This window comes from Peteryoungia algae (assembly GCF_030369675.1).
In the GTDB taxonomy this organism is placed as follows: Bacteria; Pseudomonadota; Alphaproteobacteria; order Rhizobiales; family Rhizobiaceae; genus Allorhizobium; species Allorhizobium algae.
The window spans coordinates 2,997,800-3,019,987 of sequence record NZ_CP128477.1 but is presented as its reverse complement, the minus strand read 5'-3'; the positions used below and the strand labels follow the sequence as shown (position 1 = coordinate 3,019,987).

19 protein-coding genes are annotated in these 22,188 nt (G+C 61.1%); 10 read left to right on the top strand and 9 right to left on the bottom strand.

Annotated elements, in window-relative coordinates; all coding sequences use genetic code 11:
• Position 1: 1 nt before the first annotated feature.
• Complete coding sequence (locus QTL56_RS14325) at positions 2–913, bottom strand: LysR family transcriptional regulator (protein WP_229575189.1); 912 nt, start codon at positions 911–913, stop codon at positions 2–4.
• A 121-nt stretch (positions 914–1,034) separates the two neighbouring features.
• Here QTL56_RS14325 and QTL56_RS14320 point away from each other — a divergent pair, with 121 nt between their 5' ends.
• Both QTL56_RS14320 and QTL56_RS14315 read left to right on the top strand, forming a co-directional pair.
• A complete protein-coding gene (locus tag QTL56_RS14320; RefSeq protein ID WP_245137333.1) occupies positions 1,035–1,964 on the top strand; it encodes a ring-cleaving dioxygenase in 930 nt (309 codons plus the stop codon).
• 62 nt (positions 1,965–2,026) lie between these two features.
• Positions 2,027–2,635: an alpha/beta hydrolase gene (locus tag QTL56_RS14315; protein ID WP_245137334.1), complete on the top strand. Its 609-nt coding sequence runs from the start codon at positions 2,027–2,029 to the stop codon at positions 2,633–2,635.
• A 63-nt stretch (positions 2,636–2,698) separates the two neighbouring features.
• On the opposite strand, the gene QTL56_RS14310 is transcribed toward QTL56_RS14315, so the two are convergent.
• From QTL56_RS14310 to QTL56_RS14280, 7 genes are all read right to left on the bottom strand, one after another.
• Complete coding sequence (locus tag QTL56_RS14310; RefSeq protein ID WP_245137335.1) at positions 2,699–3,715, bottom strand: zinc-binding alcohol dehydrogenase family protein; 1,017 nt, start codon at positions 3,713–3,715, stop codon at positions 2,699–2,701.
• Positions 3,716–3,795: 80 nt separating this feature from the next.
• On the bottom strand, positions 3,796–4,767 hold the full coding sequence (locus QTL56_RS14305; protein ID WP_229575185.1) for an ABC transporter permease: 972 nt from the start codon (positions 4,765–4,767) through the stop codon (positions 3,796–3,798).
• Positions 4,768–4,817: 50 nt separating this feature from the next.
• A complete protein-coding gene (locus QTL56_RS14300; RefSeq protein ID WP_245137336.1) occupies positions 4,818–6,371 on the bottom strand; it encodes a sugar ABC transporter ATP-binding protein in 1,554 nt (517 codons plus the stop codon).
• 101 nt (positions 6,372–6,472) lie between these two features.
• The gene (locus tag QTL56_RS14295) at positions 6,473–7,459 is read right to left on the bottom strand and encodes an ABC transporter substrate-binding protein (protein ID WP_229575183.1); all 987 of its coding nucleotides are present in this window, start codon (positions 7,457–7,459) and stop codon (positions 6,473–6,475) included.
• Between the two features lie 191 nt (positions 7,460–7,650).
• Complete coding sequence (locus QTL56_RS14290; protein ID WP_229575182.1) at positions 7,651–8,097, bottom strand: RbsD/FucU family protein; 447 nt, start codon at positions 8,095–8,097, stop codon at positions 7,651–7,653.
• Positions 8,098–8,106: 9 nt separating this feature from the next.
• On the bottom strand, positions 8,107–9,126 hold the full coding sequence (locus QTL56_RS14285; protein ID WP_245137337.1) for an aldo/keto reductase: 1,020 nt from the start codon (positions 9,124–9,126) through the stop codon (positions 8,107–8,109).
• Positions 9,127–9,154: 28 nt separating this feature from the next.
• Positions 9,155–10,660, bottom strand: coding sequence for a UxaA family hydrolase (locus QTL56_RS14280; protein ID WP_245137338.1), 1,506 nt, complete (start codon positions 10,658–10,660; stop codon positions 9,155–9,157).
• Positions 10,661–10,906: 246 nt separating this feature from the next.
• On the opposite strand from QTL56_RS14280, the gene QTL56_RS14275 reads away from it, so the two are divergent.
• Together QTL56_RS14275 and QTL56_RS14270 are read left to right on the top strand one after the other, a co-directional pair.
• Positions 10,907–11,794, top strand: coding sequence for a GntR family transcriptional regulator (locus tag QTL56_RS14275; RefSeq protein ID WP_229575179.1), 888 nt, complete (start codon positions 10,907–10,909; stop codon positions 11,792–11,794).
• A 3-nt stretch (positions 11,795–11,797) separates the two neighbouring features.
• Positions 11,798–12,886: a mannitol dehydrogenase family protein gene (locus QTL56_RS14270; protein ID WP_245137339.1), complete on the top strand. Its 1,089-nt coding sequence runs from the start codon at positions 11,798–11,800 to the stop codon at positions 12,884–12,886.
• Between the two features lie 12 nt (positions 12,887–12,898).
• Here the strand turns inward: QTL56_RS14270 and QTL56_RS14265 are convergent, their stop codons facing one another.
• Positions 12,899–13,708 carry a helix-turn-helix domain-containing protein gene (locus QTL56_RS14265; protein ID WP_229575177.1) on the bottom strand — a complete coding sequence of 270 codons (810 nt, stop codon included), beginning with the start codon at positions 13,706–13,708 and terminating at the stop codon, positions 12,899–12,901.
• A 260-nt stretch (positions 13,709–13,968) separates the two neighbouring features.
• Between QTL56_RS14265 and QTL56_RS14260 the strand changes: the two genes are divergently transcribed.
• From QTL56_RS14260 to QTL56_RS14235, 6 genes are all read left to right on the top strand, one after another.
• Positions 13,969–15,201: an ABC transporter substrate-binding protein gene (locus QTL56_RS14260; RefSeq protein WP_229575176.1), complete on the top strand. Its 1,233-nt coding sequence runs from the start codon at positions 13,969–13,971 to the stop codon at positions 15,199–15,201.
• An 88-nt stretch (positions 15,202–15,289) separates the two neighbouring features.
• A complete protein-coding gene (locus QTL56_RS14255; protein WP_229575175.1) occupies positions 15,290–16,198 on the top strand; it encodes a carbohydrate ABC transporter permease in 909 nt (302 codons plus the stop codon).
• The gene (locus tag QTL56_RS14250; RefSeq protein WP_245137340.1) at positions 16,198–17,049 is read left to right on the top strand and encodes a carbohydrate ABC transporter permease; all 852 of its coding nucleotides are present in this window, start codon (positions 16,198–16,200) and stop codon (positions 17,047–17,049) included. The genes QTL56_RS14255 and QTL56_RS14250 overlap by 1 nt, the downstream gene beginning before the upstream one ends.
• Positions 17,046–19,151 (top strand): alpha-galactosidase, encoded by a 2,106-nt coding sequence (locus QTL56_RS14245; protein WP_245137341.1) that lies wholly within the window; start codon positions 17,046–17,048, stop codon positions 19,149–19,151. The genes QTL56_RS14250 and QTL56_RS14245 overlap by 4 nt, the downstream gene beginning before the upstream one ends.
• On the top strand, positions 19,144–20,235 hold the full coding sequence (locus tag QTL56_RS14240; protein ID WP_245137342.1) for an ABC transporter ATP-binding protein: 1,092 nt from the start codon (positions 19,144–19,146) through the stop codon (positions 20,233–20,235). Before QTL56_RS14245 ends, QTL56_RS14240 begins: the two co-directional genes overlap by 8 nt.
• Complete coding sequence (locus QTL56_RS14235) at positions 20,235–22,166, top strand: beta-galactosidase (protein WP_245137343.1); 1,932 nt, start codon at positions 20,235–20,237, stop codon at positions 22,164–22,166. Before QTL56_RS14240 ends, QTL56_RS14235 begins: the two co-directional genes overlap by 1 nt.
• Positions 22,167–22,188 lie beyond the last annotated feature (22 nt).

The following is a 22,188-nucleotide window of genomic DNA, read 5'->3' as shown; positions in this document are numbered from 1 at the left end:
ATCAGGAGGACTGGCCGCCGTCCCAGCTCTCCTTGACGAAGGCCTCGAAGAAGTCCGAGAACGTCGCGACCCGCAGGGGGAGCTGTTCGTAGGGCGGGTAGTATAGCGTCAGCCAGATTTCCGGCGTCGTCCACCCCGGCAGGACCTCGACCAGGGTGCCCGCGCGCAGGTCGTCCTCGACAATGAAACGTGGCAGCAAGGCAATTCCCTCCCCGGCGGCGGCCAGGCGGCAGAGAAAATCACCGTTGTTGATCGAAAAGCGGCCCCTGGCATCCACAGTTCGTGTCTGGCCCGGCCTGCTCAGCTCCCAGGTCTCGGTTTTCGAATGGTCGTGGTAGCTCAGGCATTCGAGTGTCGCGAGGTCTTCGGGAAGCTTCGGTGTGCCGTGTTTCGCGAGATAGGATGGTGAGGCCACGAGAAGACGGGGCACGGGACGGATCTTGCGCCAGATCGTCGACTTGTCGGTCGGGGGCCCCGAGATCCGGATCGCCAGGTCGTAGTTCTCATCGAGGATGTCGACGAAACGGTCCGAGAGTTCAATTGCGACACTCGTCTTCGGATGAATGATCGCGAACTGTGACAACACGGTCGGCAATACCTTCAGGCCAAGCGACATCGGCGCCGATACGCGGATCGAGCCGGCAGTCACCTTTTGCAGATCCCGCGTTTCCTCCGCCGCCCGGGCAAGTCCCTCAACCAGTGGGGCGACGCGGGCGGCATAGGCGGCGCCGGCCGAGGTCAGCGAAACTTTCCGCGTGGTTCGCAGCAGAAGCTGAACGCCCAGCTGTTCCTCCAGTGCGGAGATGGTCCGGGTAACCGAAGCCGCTGTCATGCCGAGAAGGCGCGCAGCCGCACTGAAGCTGCTATGCTGTGCGACCGCCAGGAACGTCCGGATCGCCTCGACTTCGCCCATGTGATTGTTGCTCCAAATGTAACAATATTCGCAATATTACAGACATTATCATGCAGAAAGCCATGACCTATATTCGATCCAACAGAACAAGACCGGCGTGAGTGCCGGGAAAGGATCAGCCATGCTTACCCAGATCAAAGGCCTGCATCACGTTACCTCGATGGCTGCGGATGCCCAGGAAAACAACAGCTTCTTCACAAAGACCCTCGGTTTGCGCCGGGTCAAGAAGACCGTCAACTTCGATGCTCCCGATGTCTACCATCTCTATTATGGCGACGAAGTCGGCAATGCCGGGTCGGTCATGACCTATTTCCCCTTTGCCAATATGGGCAAGGGTGGTCGCGGTGCCGGTGAAGTTTCGGAAACGGTGTTCTCCGTACCGAAGGGCACGCTCGGCTTCTGGCAAGAAAGATTGTCGAAGGAAGGCGTGAAGGACCTCGGTGCCTACTCCCTCTTCGGTGAGAATCGTCTGCGTTTTGCCGGGCCCGATGGCGACGGTTTTGCGCTTGCGGAAGTCGATGGTGACAGCCGTGTGCCGTTTGCCGGTCCGGTCGGGATTTCCGAAGGGATCCATGGCTTCCGGGGTGTGACCATGCGGTTGCGCGATGAAGGTGCCACCGGCGAACTCCTGAAGTTCATGGGCTATCAGCCGGTTGACAACCAGGGCGATTTCATTCGCTACGCGGTTCCAGGCGGCAATGGCGCCGACTATATCGATCTCGAAGTCCTGCCGGGTGCATCGCGTGCCATGCAGGGTGCGGGTTCGGTCCACCACGTTGCCTTTGCGGTCGAAGACCGTGCGGCACAGCTCGAAGTCCGCAAGGCGCTTCTCGACACGGGCTACCAGGTCACACCTGTCATCGACCGCGACTACTTCTGGGCGATCTACTTCCGCACGCCGGGCGGCGTGCTGTTCGAGATCGCCACGAATGAACCCGGTTTCAACCGAGACGAAGACACCGCTCATCTCGGTGAGGCGTTGAAGCTGCCGACCCGCTACCAGCAGTATCGCTCGCAGATCGAAGCGCAACTGCCCCCGATCCAGGACTAATCGCACAGAGGGGGGCGATGCCTGAACTTGAAGGCATTGTCCCCTCTTGTGGAGGAACCATCATGGCAATCGACAGCTATATCCATCATTCCCAGGCCCCGCAGGGTGCTGCACCGCTGGTCTTCACCTTTCATGGTACCGGCGGAGACGAACATCAGTTTCCGGGCTTCGTGAACCGGATCCTGCCAGAGGCCGGCATCGTCTCGCCGCGCGGTGACGTCTCCGAATACGGGGCTGCCCGCTTCTTCAAGCGGGCCGGCGAAGGCGTATACGACATGGCCGACCTCGCCCAGAGGACCAGCCAGATGGCCGCCTTCATCCGCTCCCACAAGGAGAACAACCCGGATCGCCCGATCTACGGGCTTGGTTACTCGAACGGGGCGAATATCCTGGCTTCCGTCTTGTTCGAAGCTCCCGATCTCTTCGATCGGGCGGTGCTGATGCATCCGCTGATCCCGTTCAATCCGCCGGCGCAGCCGCGGCTCGCATCACTTTCGGTATTGATCACTGCCGGCCAGCGCGATCCGATTTGCCCGTTGCCGCTCACCGAGCGTCTGACGGCCTACTTCGGGGCGCAAGGCGCTCGGGTCGAGACTTTCCTGCATCACGGCGGGCACGAGATCTCGCAAGGCGAGGTCGATGCGATCACCGCCTTCCTGCAGAAGGCCTAATGCAGGCACAGCAAATGCGAAGGGCCCCGGCGAAGCTGCGGGCCCTTTCTTGCGTCTCGGCGATCAGCCGATCTTGATGAGAGCCTTGATCAGGCCCGATTTCTCGCGCGCCCAGCGCGGCAGATCCGTTGCGAGATCCGCCATGGTCGTGCGGTGCGTGATCAACTGGTCGATCGGCACACGTCCTTCGGCGATGGACTTGCGGACGTGATCGAAGTCGATGCGGGTCGCGTTGCGGCTGCCAATCAGCATCATCTCGCGTTTGTGAAATTCCGGATCGGAGAAGGTGATGTCCTCCTTCACGACGCTGACGAGCACGAGGCTTCCCCCATGGGCAACGAAGCGGAAGGCGCGTTCCATCGAGGGTCGATAGCCCGTAGCGTCAAAGACAACGTCGAAGCCGTCTCCCCCGGTGAGTTCCTCGACCGAAGCTTCCAGGCCCTCATCGGCCAGCAGTCCTGTCGAGAAGCCGAGGCGATCGGCTGCCATTTTCAGGCGTTCCTGGCTGGTATCGAGCAGGGTCACCGCGTGGCCAGCTATGCGCGCGAAGATCGCCGTGCCAAGTCCGATGGGGCCGGCGCCGATCACCAGCGCCCGTGAGCCCGAGGGGGCCATGGATCGGCGGACGGCATGGGCGCCGATCGCCAGGAATTCGACCGTGGCGGCGGCTTCCGGTGAAAGATCGCCTGCCGGATAGAGATTGCCCGACGGCACCGTGATCTCCTCGCACATGGCGCCATCGCCATGCACGCCCAGCACACGAATGTTCGTGCAGCAGTTGGGTTTTTCCTTGCGGCAGGCGATGCAGGTGCCACAGGCGATGTAGGGGTTGACGATGACCTTCATGCCGGCCGGCAGGTCGACCCCTTCGCCAGCCTCCACGATGGTGGCCGAGATCTCGTGGCCCATCACGCGCGGGTATTCGAGGAAGGGGTGCTTGCCCTCGAAGATGTGGTAGTCGGTGCCGCATATACCGACATGGCTGATGGCGATGCGAGCTTCACCCGCTCCTGGACGCGGCGCCGGATCGCGATCGACGATTTCGAGACGGCCCGGTTCGACACACAATGCGGCCTTCATGTTGGTTCCTTTCGGCTGCCCGGCAAGATCTTGACAAAAAAAGGGGATGCCATTCGCGGCACCCCCACCTTGGGAAACTCTCAGCGGCTGCCACGGCGGCGGAGCTGGTCGAAGTAGACGATCAGGATAATCAGGGCACCGGTGATGATGCGCTGCCAGAAGGAGTTGACGTTCATCAGGTTGGCGCCGTTGTTGATCGTCGCCAGAATGAAGGCGCCGAGCAGTGGACCCTGCACCGAACCGACGGCGCCGAAGAGGCTGGTACCGCCGATAACCGAAGATGCGATCGCCTGCAATTCCCAGCCTTCCGCCTGGGTGGCGTTGCCGATCCCGATGCGCGAGGCCAGCAGGATGCCGACAAAGGCCGCGCAGGTCGAGGACAGGATATAAGCCATGTAGATCGTGCGGTTGACGTTGACGCCCGAGAGGCGGGCCGCTTCACCGTTGGAGCCGACCGCAAAGAGATAGCGTCCCCAGCGGCTCAGGTGCAGGAAGATATAGGCAGGCACGGCAACGACGATGACCATCCAGAACAGGCTGGGTACGCCGAGGAAATCGGCGCGAGCGAAGTTCGTGAAGGCGTCGTTGGAGATCGAGATGGTCGAACCGTTGGTGATCAAAAGACCGATACCGCGCAGCGAAGTGAGTGTGGCCAGCGTGATGATGAAGGCCGGCAGACCCATGCGGACGATGCCAAAGGCGTGGAAGCTGCCGATCGCGGCACCCATCAGGAGCGTCAAGATGATCGCAAGCCAGACAGGCAGACCGGCTGCCAGGAGCCAGGCCAAAATGACACTGGCAAAGCCGACGACGGCACCGACCGAAAGGTCGATGCCGGCTGTGATGATGACGAATGTCTGCCCGACGGCAAGGATCGCCGTCATCGAACCCTGGCGCAGCAGATTGCTGATGTTGTTCGGGGTCCAGAAGCTGTTGGTCGCAAAGCCGAGAAGCAGCCACAGGAAGAGCAGGAGCCCAAGCAGAGTGAGGCTGAAAAGGATGCTCATGCCCCTCTTCGGCGCGACCTTGGTCTCTGTAGTGTCGGTGCTCATCATTGTCCTCCCAGTCGTCTTTTCGTGTCGTTGTTTGCGGGGATCTCGTCTCAGACGCCGATCGCCTCTGTCAGCACGTCTTCATGCGATGCGCTTCGATAGTCGTGGCTCGCCACCAGCCTGCCCTGGCGGAACACGTGCAGACGGTCTGCCAGCTCGTAGACCTCCGGCAGGTATGACGAGATCAGGATAATGCCGGCGCCCTGCTTCAGGAGCTCGGCGAAAAGGCGGTAGATTTCCGCCTTGGTGCCGACATCGACGCCCACGGTGGGCTCGTCGAAGATGAAGAGGCGCGCGCCATGGCTCAACCATTTGCCGATGACGATCTTCTGCTGATTGCCGCCCGACATGGCCGAGGCGAGTACAGCCCGGGTCGGGGTCTTGATCATGAGGTCATCGATTTGCTTGTCGGCATTCCCCGCTTCAAGCTTTCGACTGATGGTGAGGCCCCGGCTCAAGCGACCGAAGACCGGCAGGTTGATGTTGAGGCCGATCGGCAGATTGAGGCAAAGACCCTGGTCGCGCCGGCTTTCTGGTGCGAGCGCAATTCCGAGATCCATTGCCTTGCGCTCGGTGGCGATGACGACCTTCTTGCCGTCCCAGAAGACATCGCCGGCGCTGCATTTGTGGCGGCCATAGAGGCCGAGTGCAAATTCACTGCGGCCGGCGCCGATCAGTCCGTAGAGGCCGACGATCTCGCCCGAGCGGACCGACAGCGAGACATCCGAAAAACCGGGACCGGAAAGACCCTTCGTTTCGAGAATGGTCTCGCCGATCGGCAGCTTTTCCTTGTGGTAGATCTGCTCGATCGAGCGGTTGATCATCAGCGAAATGAGTTCGGCATCGTCGGTCTCGCCAATCAGGCGTGTGCCGACATGGGTGCCGTCGCGCAGAACCGAGACGCGGTCAGCGAGTTCGAAGACCTCTTCCATGCGATGGCTGATATAGACGATTGTCACGCCTTCCGACTGCAGGCGCCGGATGAGGCGGAAGAGCTGGGCCGATTCCTGCCGAGTGAGGTAAGCCGTCGGCTCGTCGAAGATCAGGAAACGGATCCCGCGCATCGCGGCTCGGGCCGTAGCGACCAGTTGCTGCTGGCCGATCGTCAGATTGCCGAGGATCTCGCCGGCAGGAAGATTGAAACCGAGGTCGTCGAGCACGTTCTGGGCAGCGGTCGTCATGGCCCGTTGGCGCATGATGCCGCCTGAGGAAATTTCGTCGCCCAGGAACATGTTCGCGGCAACCGTCAGGTGCGCGCAAAGCACGACCTCCTGATGCACGGCGTTGATGCCGCGATTGATCGCTTCATTGGGTGTCGCCAGCGCCACGTTCTTGCCGCACCAGCGTATCTCGCCTGATGTGCGCGGGATGACACCGGTCAAAAGCTTGATGAGGGTGGATTTCCCGGCTCCGTTTTCGCCGACGATGGCATGGATTTCACCGGCCAGGAAGCTGATCGTTGCGGGCTTAAGCGCCTCCACGGCGCCATACTTCTTCTGCAGGCCGACGAGTTCGAGGATCGGCGTTCCCGGCGGGATGCGATCGGTCTCCCGCAGTTCCGGCTGGTCGTCGTGCCGGTGGCTCACATCGTGCAGCGAAGTCATGTCCATTCCTCCCTCAAGTCAGGGAAAGCGGCCGACGCCTCCCGCGCCCGCCGTTTCCGGTCCGGCACGCGCGACGGACGCCGCGCGTGCCGGCAGTTCGATCAGTTGACCTTCGGGTTCAGAAGGGCATCCATCTTGGGCTCAGCCATATTGGCCTGGGTCACGAGATTTGCGCCGGTGTCGACGAAGGTCTCGACCTTTTCGCCCTTGGACACCGCGAGCGCCGTCTTCACGCCGTCGTAGCCCATGCGGTAGGGATCCTGGACAACGAGGCCGGCGAGAACGCCTTCCTTGAGGAAGCCGACGGTCTTTTCATCCGAGTCGAAGCCGATGACCTTGATCTTGTCGCCGAGCTTGTTTTCGGCGATCGCCTGGCCGACGCCCTGTGCCATGATCAGGTTCGAGGCGAAGACGCCAACGATATTCGGGTTTGCGGTGATCAAGTCGGTCATCATGTTGAGGCCGGTTGTAGCCTGACCATCGGCGAAGCGGTCGACGACGATCGTGATGCCCGGATACTTCGTCTTCATCTGGTCGAGGAAGCCTTCACGGCGCTGGTCGAGCGAACCGACGCCCGGCAGACTGGTGATGATGGCGACTTCGCCTTCCTCCTTGCCGGTTGCTTCTTTGATTGCTGCTGCCAGGCCGTCAGCCGCGATGCGGCCGCCCTGAACGTTGTCGGTGGTCAAGAACGAGGTGAATGCCTCGGAATCCGCACCGGAATCGATGCCGATGATCGGAACCGACTTGGCAGCTTCGTCGATCGGCTTGCCGAGTGCCTTGAATTCGGTTGGCGAGATGACGACAGCTGCAGGGCTGCCAGCCACTGCATTCTCCAGGATGCTGATCTGACCGTTGATGTCGGACTCCGACTGGGCGCCGAGTTCAGGCACGCTCACGCCAAGGTCCTTGCCGGCCTGGCGAGCGCCGGCGAGCACGATCTGCCAGTAGAAGGACGTGGTGTCCTTGACGATGATCGGAATGGTTACGTCCTGGGCGAAGGATGCGGCCGGCATCATCGACGTCATCATTGCAGCGCCGGCGATCCCCATCAGGGCGCGGCGAGTCATGCTCTTCAGAATGGTCATTGTGGTTCTCCTCTCAACGCGTCCTGTTCCTCCGGTGAGATCAACCCGCAGCACGCAACCAGGTAGATCTTTATCGATAAAAAACATTTTATCGAGGCACGCTACTCCAGCATTCTGGAGAATGCAAGCGGACAAAAATGGTCTCCTCCGAAGCCCTTTCGCCCTTGTTTTCAGGGTATTCCGCGCTTCTATCAGACCCGGTGAATTTCTTCGGGATACACGACGCCCTTCTTCAGGATGACGTTGCCGTAGATCCGTAATTCCGTGGTCGCGACGATGTAGGCCGCCGTTTGTGCGCGCTGGTAAAAGGCGAAGCGCTCAAGACTTTCCAGCTGTACGTCGCCGGCCAGTTTCGTGATCATCGCCTGGAATTCGGCGCAGATCTCCGGTACCGCATGCGGATCGCCGACGACCTGCATGCGCCAGGCCGCATCCTCGACGAACTGGTCGAGCGGCATGTGGGCAAGGATTGCCTCCAGGATCTCCACGGCGCCGACGCCATCGGCGCGGATTACCGGCGGCCCCATGGTGCTTGCCGGAAAATTGCCGTCGGCAATCACGATCTCGTCTCCATGGCCCATGGTCGCGATGGCATGCAGCAGGTCGGGTCCGAGCAGGGGATGGATGCCCTTCAACATGGCGCGCTCCTATTCTCTGACAGCGGCATCGCCGAGCGGCGGTGCAACGAGAGTGTGGGTTTCGAACGGGGCAAAGGCGGATCCCGGCAGTTCTTCGGTCGTCAATGCCATGTTGCGATCAAGGCTTTCCGGCTTTGCCGTACCGATGATGACGGAGGCAACGGCCGGATGATGCAGCGGAAACTGCAGCGCAAACTGGGCAAGCGGCTTGCCGGCGTTTGCTGCAAGTTCCTCCATGGCGCGCACCTTGGCGAGGACCTCGTCCGTTGCCGGGGCGTAATCGAAATGGGCGCCCGGAACCGCGCCCGTCGCCAGGATGCCGGAGTTGAATACACCGCCAGCCGTGATCGACGTGCCGCGCTTCTCGCAGAGCGGCAGCAGTTCTTCGACGGCGGAGCGATCGAGCAGCGAATAGCGGCCCGCCATCAGGATGACATCGATGTCAATGTCGGCCATCATTTCGAGGCAGGCCGGCACCTCGTTGACGCCGAGGCCGAAGGCCTTGATTGCACCTGAGGATTTCAGCTGGTCGAGGGCCTTGTAGCCACCGTCTCGCAATTGCTTCACGTAGCGGTCGTTGGCTTCGCGGCCGTGGGTATAGACGCCGATGTCGTGGACATAGAGAATGTCGATGCGGTTCAGGCCGAGCCGGGCGTAGCTGAAATCGACCGAGCGCATGATGCCGTCATAGCTGTAATCATAGACCAGCTTGAAGGGCAGAGGATCGACGAAACCGACATTCGGAATCTGGTCCTTCGGCACCGGTGCCAGGAGGCGGCCGACCTTGGTGGACAGCACATAGCTGTCCTCCGGCTTGTCGCGCAGGAAGTCGCCGACATAACGCTCCGCCTGGCCGAAACCGTAATGCGGAGCGGTGTCGAAATAGCGGATGCCATGATCCCAGGCCGCTTGCAGAGTCGCGATGCCAGTATCTCGGGGGCAGGGCCGGTAGAGGCCGCCAAGCGGTGCCGTGCCGAAGGAGTATTCTGTCACTTCGAGGGCAGTCTTGCCGATGCGTCTCGTTTTCATGCTGATTTCCGGATCCCAGTTGTCGAGGTCAGAGCGTGGCACCCAGGTGCCACGGCACGAATTCGTTGTCGCCATAGCCGAAGAGTTCGCTCTTGGTCTTCTGGCCCGAGGCTGTGTCGATGATCAGGTCGAAGATGTTCCGGCCGAGGCCCGCGACGCTGGCGTCACCCGTGGCGATGACGCCGCAGTCGATGTCCATGTCCTCTTCCATCGATTTATAGAGCGCGGTGTTGCTCGTCAGCTTGATCGAAGGCACGGGGCGTGAGCCGAAACAGGAGCCGCGGCCTGTGGTGAAGGCAATCACATTGGCGCCCCCTGCCACCTGGCCGGTCGCGGAGACCGGGTCGTAGCCGGGAGTGTCCATGAAGACGAGGCCATGTTCGGTGACGCGTTCAGCGTAGTTGTAGACGGCTGTCAGCGGCGAGCGCCCACCCTTGGCGACGGCCCCGAGCGATTTTTCGAGAATGGTGGTGAGGCCGCCCTTCTTGTTGCCGGGAGAGGGGTTGTTGTCCAGCGAGGCGCCGTGCTGGGCGACATAGGCCTCCCACCAGGAGATCAGCCCGTCCAGCTTGACCGCGACCTGCTCGTTGACCGCACGGCTTCTCAGCAAGTGTTCGGCGCCATAGATCTCCGAGGTCTCCGACAGGATGGCCGTGCCGCCGGCACCGGCCAGGATATCGACAGCCACGCCGAGGGCCGGGTTGGCTGTGATGCCGGACAGACCGTCCGACCCGCCGCATTGCAGTCCCACGATAATCTCGCTGACGGAAATCGGTTCGCGGCGCATCGTACCGACCTCGGCTGCGATCTCTTTGAGGATCGAAAGCGCGTTCTCGACCGCGCGACGGGATCCGCCGGCGTCCTGGATGTTGAAGTGGCGCTTGGAGGCTCCGGCGCCGCTCTGGCCGTATAGCGTCAGCTGATTGACCTCGCAGCCAAGACCGACCATCAGCACGCCGCCGAAATTCACATGCCTCGTGTAGCCGGCTATCGTTCGATGCAGCGTGCGCATGCCGTCGCCGGTCGAGCTCATGCCACAGCCCTGATCGTGGACAATCGGCACGAAGCCGTCGATGCCCTCGTAATGCGGCAGGATGGTGCGGTTGGCGGCTTCCGCGATCGCGCGGCAGACCGTGGTGGAACAGTTTACGCTGGCGATGATGCCGATATAGTTGCGGGTCGCGGCACGGCCGTCGGCGCGGCGATAGCCCAGGAAGGTGCGGCCCTTGTCGGCTGCGGTTGCGTTTTCGGGCTGGGCGAGCCCGGTGACGGACAGGCGATCTTCATCGAAGGCGAGATTGTGGGAATGGACATGCTCGCCTGCGGCAATGTCCGTGGTGGCACGGCCGATCGCCTGGGCATATTTGACGACAGGTTCGCCCTTGCGAATGGCTCTCACCGCAACCTTGTGGCCGGGATCAATCTTTGCCGCTGCCGGCGCGCCGCCGGGCAGCACGTGCCCCGCCTCGATTGCAACGGTGGTCACGGCGACATTGTCGTCCTGCGACAGCAGGATGCAGGCTGGTTTCGACACCTGATGTTTCTCCCATGTGTCCGGCTGCACCGGATCCTGTGTTTTGTCTTTTATCGGCAATAGACAGTTTCTCGTCAATGGGTATGCTATCGATAAAGAACAATTTGCTCCAGCAGGGAGCGGGAGGGCGAAAACCCGAGAGCAGAGAAGGAAAGGCCACCGCAATCGGCGGTATTGCGCGGGCTCGCGTCTTGCGCCAAGAGGCGAAGGGCCAAAGCCCCGCATCACATCAACCCAGGCAGATCCATGGCCAAGCAGAACACCGTCTTCAAGGACGCCTATAATCGCACGCTGAAGCTGATCGAGGAGACGGATACGCTTCCCTCGGAACCGGAGCTCTGTGGTCTGTTGAGCGTGAGCCGCACGACCGTACGCACGGTGCTCACCCGGCTCGGCGAAGCGGGGCTCGTCGCCTGGGACAAGCGCTCCAAGACCGTACTGCGTCGGCCGATCGGGTCTGACTATTTTCCCGATGAGGAAACGAGTTCACTCTCCGAGATCATCGAGCGCAGTTTCATGCGCCGCATCCTCGCCGGCGGCGCACAGCCGGGCATGCAGATCAACGAGCTGGAACTTGCCCGTGAAATCGGCATCGGTACCACGAGCGTGCGGGAATTTCTCATTCGCTTCAGTCGTTTCGGGCTCATCGAGAAGCGGCCGAACAGCCATTGGGTGCTCAAGGGCTTTACCCGAGAATTTGCGTTGGAACTGACAGAAGTGCGCGAAATGTTCGAGCTCCGCTCGGCGGCGAGTTTCGTCCATCTGGCCGAGGATCACCCGGCTTGGGCCGAGCTTCGGCTGGTCGAAGCGCAACATCATGCACTGCTTGCCGATATCGACAATCGCTACATGGACTTCTCGGAGCTGGACGAGCGCTTCCACCTGCTCGTCCAGAAAGCATCGAGCAACCGCTTCATCATCGACTTCTACGACATCATCACGATCGTCTTTCACTATCACTACCAGTGGAACAAGACGAATGCGCGGGCCCGAAACCAGCGGGCGCTGGAAGAGCATCTCGATTACATCCAGGCGCTGTTTTCCCGCGATCCAGCGAAAGTCGAAAAGGCCTGCCGTCAACATCTCAAGTCGGCACGCGAGACGCTGTTGCAATCCATACAGGAGACCGTCTGAGCCATGAGCACGCCCATCCTGCAATTCGGCACGAGCCGGTTTCTTCAGGCGCATGCCGACCTCTTCGTCAGCGAGGCGATGGAGTCAGGACATGCAATCGGGTCGATCACCGTGGTCCAGACAAGCGGCGACCCCACGCGGGCGGGGCGGATAGGCGCGATCTCTGCGCCGGAGGGGTACCCGGTGATTATCCGGGGCCTCGAAGGTGGAACGCCGGTTGAGCGGGCGCTGCGCGTACGGTCGGTAACCCGATCGCTGTCCACAGCAAAGGACTGGGACGAAGTCACCCGGATCTTTGTCGAAGAGGCGAGGGTCGTGCTCAGCAATACAGGCGACATGGGGTATGCGCTTGTCGATGGAGACGGCGTCAACGGCGTTCCGCGTTCCTTCCCGATGAAGCTTCTGGCGCTCCTCCACGCGCGCTTTCGCGGCGGCGGCATGCCGTTGACAATTCTGCCCTGCGAACTGATTTCGCGGAATGGCGAAGTGCTTCAGCGTCTCGTCGTCGATCTTGCTGGCCGTCACACGCCTGACGAGGCATTTATTTCCTGGCTGACGAAGCGGGTCGTCTGGGGCAACACACTCGTCGATCGCATCGTGTCCGAGCCGATCGAGCCGGCGGGTGCGATTGCCGAGCCCTACGCGATCTGGGCGATCGAGCGGCAGACTGGCCTCATCCTTCCGTGCGAACATCCTTGCATCAAGGTGGTCGCTGATCTGACACCCTACGAGAGGCTGAAGTTGCATATTCTCAATCTCGGCCACACGGTTCTTGCGGATCGCTGGATGAGAGAAGGGCGACCCGAGGCGGAGTGCGTCAAGGACATCCTTGCCGACACGGCGATCCGCGCGGAACTCCAGCAGATCTATCGCAACGAGGTGGTGCCCGGTTTCCGGATGCATGAACTGGGTGATGAGGCCGAGGCCTATGTTGAAACGACGCTGGAGCGGTTCGGCAATCCCTATCTCGACCACCGGCTGCGAGACATTGCCGGACATCATCCGGAAAAGATCGTTCGTCGCATCATCGGTTTCCGCGACTGGTGCCCGGGTGTCCCCATGCCGAGACTATCCGCGATCGCCGATCGTTGATGCAAATGCTATTCAGGTCGGCGGAAGCCCCTTCGATCGCATGCGTCGGCGGAAGGCCTTCGGCTTTTCCCGGAAGCGACCGGCAAAGGCCTCATAAAAGCGAGAGGCCGAACCGAATCCACTCTCGAAGGCCACGTCTGTAATCGACAGGTCGGTCGAAATCAGCAGCGATTGCGCGGTATCGAGACGATGGCGGACGATTGCCTGGTTGATGGTGTGCCCAACGGCCCGCTTGAAGATCGCCATCGCGTAATTCGGATGCAGGCCCACATCGCGCCCGACATCCTCTGACGAAATCTCTTCCAATGCGTGTTCAGCGATGAAGCGCAGCATGCGTTCGATATGCTCGACGCGCTCGCTTTCATTGGTACTGAAATTGGCAATTGCCGACCCTTCTTCGCGCAGATCGCGCCAGCCTTCCCGTTCGATCCTGAGCACACGCGCGGTCAACTCGTTGCGGACGATCTCCATCAGGTCGGGATCGCCAGCGAGCAGTTCCTGGCGCCAGCGCTCGAAAATGTCCCGATCATAAGAGCGGATCTCCAAGGCCTCGATCATGGCGCCCCGGAAGACTGCGTCGCGAAACCGGTTGAGGTTGGCCAGACCAAGGAAAACAGACATGGGTACATAGAGGCAGATGAACTGAGTGCCCTCCCGCCGGTCGATGACCTGATGCGGAATCATACCCCAGAAGAGGCAGAGCCTGCCCTCATCGACGGTCAGTTCACGGCCATCGAACCAATAGGTCATGGCGCCTGTCAGCACGAAGTTCAGCTCGATCTGGCTGTGCATGTGCGGCCCGGCCATCTTGTGCACTGTCATGCTTTCGCCGGCGCAAAAGCGGTGGTCGCCGAAGACAACCAGGGGATGGCGCGGATCGTGATCGGGATGAACAGGAACGGATTCATCGCGAAGCACTGTCTCTAATGGTTCCAAATCTTAGGATCCCGGAAAACTTAGGCCGAAACTCGGTGGATTATTACGGGTTTGAGTCGGATGATCAAGATGAGCTGACAATTCCGGTGGGATCCGGGGCCACAAGCTCCGCATATGGACTGCGTAACGGTCATAGGGAGGAAAACATGACCTTTTTCAAAAGCCTGAGCAGCATTGCTCTGGGTGCTGCCCTTCTGTCTTCCACCGCGTTTGCCGGTGAAATCGTTCTCAATTCCGACCAATCGGATCCGGCGCCGAAGAAGGCGATGGAAGAGTTGATCGCTGATTTCCAGAAGGCCAACCCCGATATCACGGTCAAGTGGAACAACTTCGACCACGAAGGCTACAAATCTGCCATCCGCAACTTCCTGACCGCTGACGCTCCCGATGTTGCCGCATGGTATGCCGGCAACCGCATGGAGCCCTTCGTCAAGGCAGGTCTGTTCGAAGACGTTTCGGATGTCTGGGAGGCCAATGGCCTGAACGACCAGCTGAAGTCGGCTTCCGCCTCCATGACCATCGACGGCAAGAAATGGGGCGTTCCCTACACCTACTACCAGTGGGGTATCTACTATCGTAAGGACATCTTCGCCGAACAGGGCATCGAGCCGCCGAAGAACTGGACGGAATTTCTTGCTGCTTGCGAAAAGCTGAAGTCTGCCGGCGTTACCCCGATCACCATCGGCACCAAGGCGCTGTGGCCGACGGGCGGCTGGTTCGACTATCTGAACCTGCGCGTCAACGGCTATGAGTTCCACATGGACGTGACCTCCGGCAAGGTTCCTTATACGGATCCGCGCGTGAAGGCCGTGTTCGAGAAGTGGGGCGAGCTGGTCAAGGCCGGATACTTCAACGAGAACCATGCCGCGATCGACTGGCAGGATGCCATCCCGCAGATGGTCCAGGGCCAGGCGGCCATGTATCTGATGGGCAACTTCGCCGTGGCCACGATGAAGGACGGCGGGTTGAAGGAAGACCAGATCGGCTTCATGCAGTTCCCGGAAATCACAGCGGGCATCCCGATGTCTGAAGAGGCTCCGACCGACACCTTCCACATCCCGTCGGGCGCGAAGAACAAGGAAGATGCGAAGAAGTTCCTCGCCTACCTCGCTTCGCCGGAAGCCCAGAGCAAGATGAACGCCACGCTCGGGCAGCTGCCGGTCAACAACCAGGCCGAAAAGCCGGCTGATCCGTTCCTGAAGGCCGGTTTCGAGATGCTGTCGAACGCTTATGCGCTCGCGCAGTTCTACGACCGCGACGCCAATGCCGAAATGGCAAAGGCCGGCATGGAAGGCTTCCAGGAGTTCATGGTCAAGCCGGATCGTCTGGACGCCATCCTGGAGCGGCTCGAAAAGGTCCGCGCCCGCGTTTACAAGTAAGCGATAAAGCTCCCTGCGCCGGGTGCTGTGGGTCTCCCTGGGCCCATGGCATCCGGTTGCCGTATCCTGTTTTCTCAGAGGTGCCGCCATGAGCAACACCGTTCCTTCATCGTCCGGCTTCTGGAAGCGAAACCAGCAGACGCTCGCGCCTTTCCTGTTCCTGGCGCCCGGCATGCTGATGTTCCTGGTCTACGTGCTTGTCCCGATCTTCGAGTCGATCTGGATCAGCTTCCACGATTGGGACGGTCTCGGCGCCATGACCTGGATCGGCGCCGGCAATTATGTCGAGCTCCTCGACGACGACACCTTCTACACGTCGCTCTACAACAACCTGATCTGGCTGGTGCTCTACCTGCTGTCGATCCCGGCGGGCCTTGCCGTCGCGCTCTTCCTCAACCAGACCGTCACCGGCATACGGCTCTACAAGTCGATGTTCTTCTTTCCCTTCGTGATCAGCCAGGTCGTTGTCGGCCTGATGTTCACCTGGTTTTATGCCCCGGATTTCGGCCTGTTTTCCAAGCTTACGGAAGTGCTGTTGGGCGAGCAGATCGCGGTGCTCGCCGACGAGCGTTACGTCACCTACGGTATCATCGTCGCGGGTCTCTGGCCGCAGACAGCCTATTGCATGATCCTCTACCTGACGGGTCTCAACAACATCAATCATGAGCAGGTGGAAGCCGCCCGAATGGATGGCGCCAAGGGGCTGAAGCTGCTCTGGTACGTGATCCTGCCGCAGCTCGCGCCGGCAACCTTCATTGCCATGGTGGTGACCGTCATCGGCTCGCTGCGCTCCTTCGACCTCGTTTCGATCATGACAGCCGGCGGCCCTTACGGCTCGAGTTCGGTGCTGTCCTACTTCATGTATGAGCAGGCGCTCTCCGAATACGGCTTCCGCATGGGCTACGGCGCGTCGATTGCGGTCGTGCTGTTCCTGATCATGATCGTCTTCATCTCGCTCTTCATCGTCCGCATGCTCGCCCAGGAAAGGAACGCCTGATGTTCCCCACTCCGATCCAGAAGGCCTCCCCGCTTGCGCAGATGGCCTACAAGATCCTGCTGCCGGTGGCGCTTTTCCTCTGGCTTCTGCCGCTGATCGGCGTCGCCATCACGTCGGTTCGCCCGGCCGGCGACCTCGCAGCCGGCAATTATTTCGGCATTCCCTCCGGGTTCGCCGGTTTCGAGAACTATTCGGCCGTCTTCAACAATTCGCCGATCGGCTACTACATCCTGAATTCGTTCAAGGTAACGATCCCGACGGCCATCGGGGCTGTCGCACTCTCCTGCCTCACCGGCTTTGCGCTCGCGGTCTACAAGTTCAAGGGCAATCTCGTCCTGTTCTTCATGTTCGTCGCTGGCAATTTCATCCCGTTCCAGATCCTGATGGTTCCGGTACGGGACATGACGCTGCGCGCGGGTCTCTACGATACCACGATGGGTCTCGTGTTGTTCCACGTCGCCTTCCAGACCGGGTTCTGCACGCTCTTCATGCGCAATTTCATCAAGGGCCTGCCCTTCGCACTGATTGAGTCTGCCCGCGTTGAGGGCGTCTCGGAATGGCGGATCTTCCGCTACATCGTGTTGCCGCTGATGCGCCCGGCGATCGCTGCCCTGTCGGTGCTGATCTTCACCTTCGTCTGGAACGACTACTTCTGGGCGACGGTCCTGGTGCAGGGCCAGCACGCCATGCCAGTGACGGCGGGTCTCTATTCGCTGAACGGCCAATGGGTCGCCGCATGGCATCTCGTCTCTGCCGGTTCGATCGTCGCGGCCTTGCCGCCGGTTGCGATGTTTTTCCTGATGCAGCGCCACTTCATCGCTGGCCTTACACTCGGAGCGACCAAGGGATGAGCAAGATTGTCACCATCGATTCCGGGCAACTGGCGCTGAGCCTGCGCCTGCCGGAACTGGGCATGCCCGAAATCCTGTCGTTCGGAACAGAACCCGCAGAAACTGATCCGCTCTTCGAGATCGAGCGGTCGAGCCGCGTCAACGGTATGGACGTTGCAGTGCCGTCAGCGGTTCTGCTGCCGACTGGTGGCATGGGCTTCTTTGGATGGCCGGCGATATCAGGCCATCGCGGTGGACGCGATTTCATCGCCCAGTTCGGCAATTGGGAATTCTCCCGGGACGGGCATCGGACCATTCTTGCGGGTCTCGACCCCGTGGCCAAGCTGTCGCTTTCGATTACGCTCACAGCCCACCCGTCAGGTCTCATATCGATGGCGACGAAGCTGACGAACCGGGGCGAGACGGACTACCAGCTGGACCGCTGCATGGCCGGGACATTTCTTGCGCCTGCGGGTGACTTGCAGGTGATGAGCTTCACCGGGATCTGGGGTCGGGAATTCCAGACGCGGCGTGAGCTTCTCGGCAATGGTACCTGGATTCAGGAAAACCGCCGTGGCCGCACATCACACGACCGCTTCCCGATGCTGTTCATCGAAAGCGAAACCCAGATCTTCGGCGTGACGCTCGGCTTCAGCGGCAACCACCAGATGGTGATCGACCGGACAGATGATGGCCAGCGCCTCGTGCATCTCGGAGAGTTGTTCGAGCCCGGCGAGATCATCCTCGCACCGGGCGAAAGCTATGAGAGCCCGATTGCCTATGCCGGTGCGGATGCGGAAGACTTCCACGCCTTCGTGCGCGAAGAACTGATCACCTGGCCGGGTGGCACGATGACGCCGCGGCCCGTCACGCTCAATACCTGGGAAGGCAATTACTTCGGCCACCAGATGGATTCGTTGAAGGCCCAGGCGACGGCTGCCGCTGAACTCGGCATCGAGCGCTTCGTGCTGGATGACGGCTGGTTTGGCAAGCGCGACGACGACACGACCAGTCTTGGCGACTGGGACATCGATGCGCGCAAATACCCTGATGGCCTGAAACCATTGGTCGACCATGTTACCGGGCTTGGCATGCAGTTCGGCATCTGGTTCGAGCCGGAAATGGTCAATCCTGTTTCGGATCTCTACAAGGCGCATCCGGACTGGGCGCTGACCATCGAGGGTCGTCCGGTTCTCGAATCGCGCACGCAGCTGGTGCTCAATCTGACGCGCGCTGAGGTCTCCGACTATCTATTCGGCAAGATCGACGCGGTGCTCTCCCAGCACGCGGTGTCCTACATCAAGTGGGACATGAATCGCGATCTCACCCATGCGGGTGGTCGTGACGGAAAGGCGAAGATTGCCGCGCAGACGCGTGCGGTCTATGCGCTGATGGATCGCATTCGCGCCGCCCATCCCGATGTCGAGATCGAGAGCTGCGCGTCGGGCGGGGGACGGATCGATTACGGTGCGCTCGCCCGTACGCACCGCGTCTGGACGTCGGACTGCACGGACGCACTGGAAAGGCTGGAGATACAGCGTGGCGCATCCGTCTTCGTGCCGCCGGAAATCCTGGGCAGCCATATTTCTGCGTCGCCCAACCATCAGACCGGGCGCCGCCACACGCTTGCCTTCCGGGCGCTGGTGGCGATGGGCTATCACCTCGGCGTCGAGCTCAACCCGCTGGACCTGACCGACGAAGAGCGCGCCGAGCTCAAGGTCTATATCGAGCGCTACAAGCAGCTGCGCCACCTCTTCCACGCGCCGGGCGCCGGTTTCCGGATGGAGCCTATCGATGGTCGATACGTCTGGGGTGCGGCTTCGGCCGAGAAGATCGTGCTTGTCGTCGCCCAGGGGCCGCAAATGGTGGGGGAACAGCCAGCACCCTTGCGCCTGCCCGAGCAGGTAACGCAGTTCGGCGGCCAATGGCGGATCAAGTCCGTGCTGCCGGCAGAGCCACAATTCATCCGTATCTCCGAGGGTCAGAAAGCGCTGCTTTCCGGGGCTGTCACTTTCGCGCTTTCCAGTGCCGGACTTGCCGGGCTGCCGCTGCCGATGCTGACACCCGAAAGTGCTCTTCTCCTCGAACTCGAAGCGATCAAGGGAGGCAAGACCCATGGCTGACGTAAGCCTGCGTAGCGTCAAGAAACAGTTTGGCGCGCTCAGCGTCATCAAGGGTGTGGATCTCGACGTGAAAGACGGCGAATTCTGCGTCTTCGTCGGCCCGTCCGGCTGCGGCAAGTCCACGCTGCTACGCATGATCGCGGGCCTTGAAGACATCACTTCCGGAGTGCTGTCGATCGGTGGAAAGGATATGACCAGCATCGGCCCCTCGGACCGTGGCGTCGCCATGGTCTTCCAGTCCTATGCGCTATATCCACATATGACGGTCGAGGAAAACATCGGCTTCGGCCTGAAGATGACCGGCCATCCGAAAGCCACGATTGCGGAGCGTACCGCGATTGCGGCCAAGCTTTTGCAGCTTGAGCCGCTCATGCAGCGCAAGCCCGGCCAGCTCTCGGGCGGCCAACGCCAGCGCGTGGCCATCGGTCGAGCCATCGTGCGAAATCCGGAAGTCTTCCTGTTCGACGAGCCGCTGTCCAACCTCGATGCGGCGCTGCGCGTCCAGATGCGCACAGAGCTTTCAAAGCTTCATCAGGACATCAAGGCGACGATGATCTATGTCACCCATGATCAGGTCGAAGCCATGACCATGGCTGACAAGATCGTGGTGCTGTCGGCTGGCCTGATCGAACAGGTCGGCTCGCCGCTCGAACTCTATCACCGTCCGAACAATCTCTTCGTTGCCGGCTTCATCGGCTCGCCGAAGATGAATTTTCTCAAGGTGCAGGCGTCTTCTGCCGAGGGCGCTGCCTTGGTCCACCTGCCAGGGGTTGATATCTCGATCCCGACGCATGGGGCGAGCGTTCCAGCGGGCGAAATGACTTTCGGTCTGCGTCCGGAGCATATCGATGCGACCGGCAAGGGCGATGTCGTTGTCGAAGCGACAGTCAAGCTCGCCGAATATCTGGGTTCGGAGACGCTGTTCTTCGTCACGCTGGCCGATGGCTCGGAGCTTGCGGTCAAGGCCGACGGTCTTGCCAGCGAAAAGCCCGGCCAGACGCTGCGCCTTGGCATCAATGCCAAGGCCTGCCATCTGTTCGACAAAGACGGCAAGGCCGTCATCAATGGGGATCTGACACGATAATGCTGGGCGTCTGCTACTATCCGGAACACTGGGATGAAAACCGGTGGCGAACCGACGCGCGCCGGATGCGTGAACTCGGCATTTCCTTCGTGCGCATCGGTGAGTTTGCCTGGTCCCGCCTCGAACCTTTGCGCGGAACATTCACCTTCGAATGGCTCGACCGCGCGATCGATGTGCTGCACGAAGCCGGGCTAAGGGTCGTGCTCGGCACGCCGACCGCCACCCCACCCAAGTGGCTGGTGGACGAGTGCCCCGACATCATTCCCTATGACGAACAGGGCCGCCCGCGCGGCTTCGGTTCTCGCCGGCATTACACCTTCTCGTCGGAGACCTGGTGGAAGGAGAGTGCCCGGATCGTCGAGATCGTCGCCAAGCGCTACGGCGAACACCCCGGCATCGTTGGCTGGCAGACCGACAACGAATACGGCTGCCACGATACGACGATTTCCTGGGGACCGGAGGATCTGAAAAGCTTCAAGCGCTGGTTGCGTCTGCGCTACCAGTCGAGCGATCAGCTGAACGAAGCCTGGGGATCAGTGTTCTGGTCGATGGAATTGTCGAGCTTCGACGACGTCGCTCTTCCCAACCTCACAGTCACGGAGCCGAACCCGGCAACCCGTCTTGATTTCTGGCGCTTCCATTCGGATCAGGTCGCGGCTTACGACAAGATGCAGTGCGAGATCATCCGCAAGCATTCGCCAGGCCGCTGGATCACCCATAACTTCATGGGCTTCGTCTCGGATTTCGACCACTTCAAGGTCGGCGACAACCTCGATCTCGCCTCCTGGGACAGCTATCCGATCGGCTTCGTCGAGAAGTTTCCGTTCACGGAAGAAGAGCGCAATCGCTGGGCCGAGACCTCGCACCCGGATATCGCTCCCTATCACCACGATCTCTACCGTGCCGTCGGCAAGGGTCGCTTCTGGGTGATGGAGCAGCAGCCGGGCCCGGTGAATTGGGCACCGTGGAACCCCGTGCCGAAGCCCGGCATGGTGCGGCTGTGGACATGGGAAGCGCTGGCGCATGGTGCTGACGTCGTCAGCTATTTCCGCTGGCGCCAGGCACCGTTCGCGCAGGAACAGATGCATGCTGGGCTGAACCTGCCGGGTCTCGACGAATGGTCGCCGGGCGGCCGCGAGGCCATGCAGGTCTCGGAGGAGCTGGCGGCGCTCGGCGCGCTTCCTGAAACGAGCCAGGCACCTGTCGCGCTCGTTTTCGACTACCAGAGCTACTGGTCGACGATGATCCAGCCGCAGGGCAAGGATTTCCGCTACGAGGAACTCTGCTTCCGCTGGTACGAGGCGCTGCGCCATCTTGGCCTCAACGTGGATTTCGTTCGTCCGGGCGCTTCGCTGGAAGGTTACCCGCTTGTCGTCGTGCCCTGTATGACGGAAGTCAGCGAAGCGGCGCAGGCGGAACTCGAAAAAGTGGAGGGTGTCGTCGTCATCGGCGCCCGCACAGGTTCGCGCGACCGCAATTTCCGTATTCCGGACATGCTGCCGCCCGGTCCGCTTGGTAATTTGACCGGCAATCGCGTGATCCAGGTCTCCTCGATGCGACCGGGGCTCTCGGATGGTGTGTCCGGCGCCGTTTCGGGCCGGGCCATTCGCTGGCGGGAATATATCGAGACCTCGGCTTCGGTTCTCGCCACCTTCGAGAACGGTGATCCGGCGCTGACCGGAAAGGGAAAGACGCTCTATCTCGCCTGCTGGGCCGATGCTGAACTTCTGGCCGAGGTGCTGGAACTCGCGACGAAGAAGGCAGGCGTTGCGACCCTGCGCGTCCCAGATTCTATCCGTCTCCGACGCCGTGGCGACCTCGTCTTCGCATTCAATTATGGGACCGAAAACTGGCCCCTTCCCGAGGGAGCTGATCCGCTGCTCGGGGAGGCGGTGTTGAAGCCGCAGGCGGTTGCCGCCTGGCGCGCCTGATCGGTGATCTCCAGATGGCCGG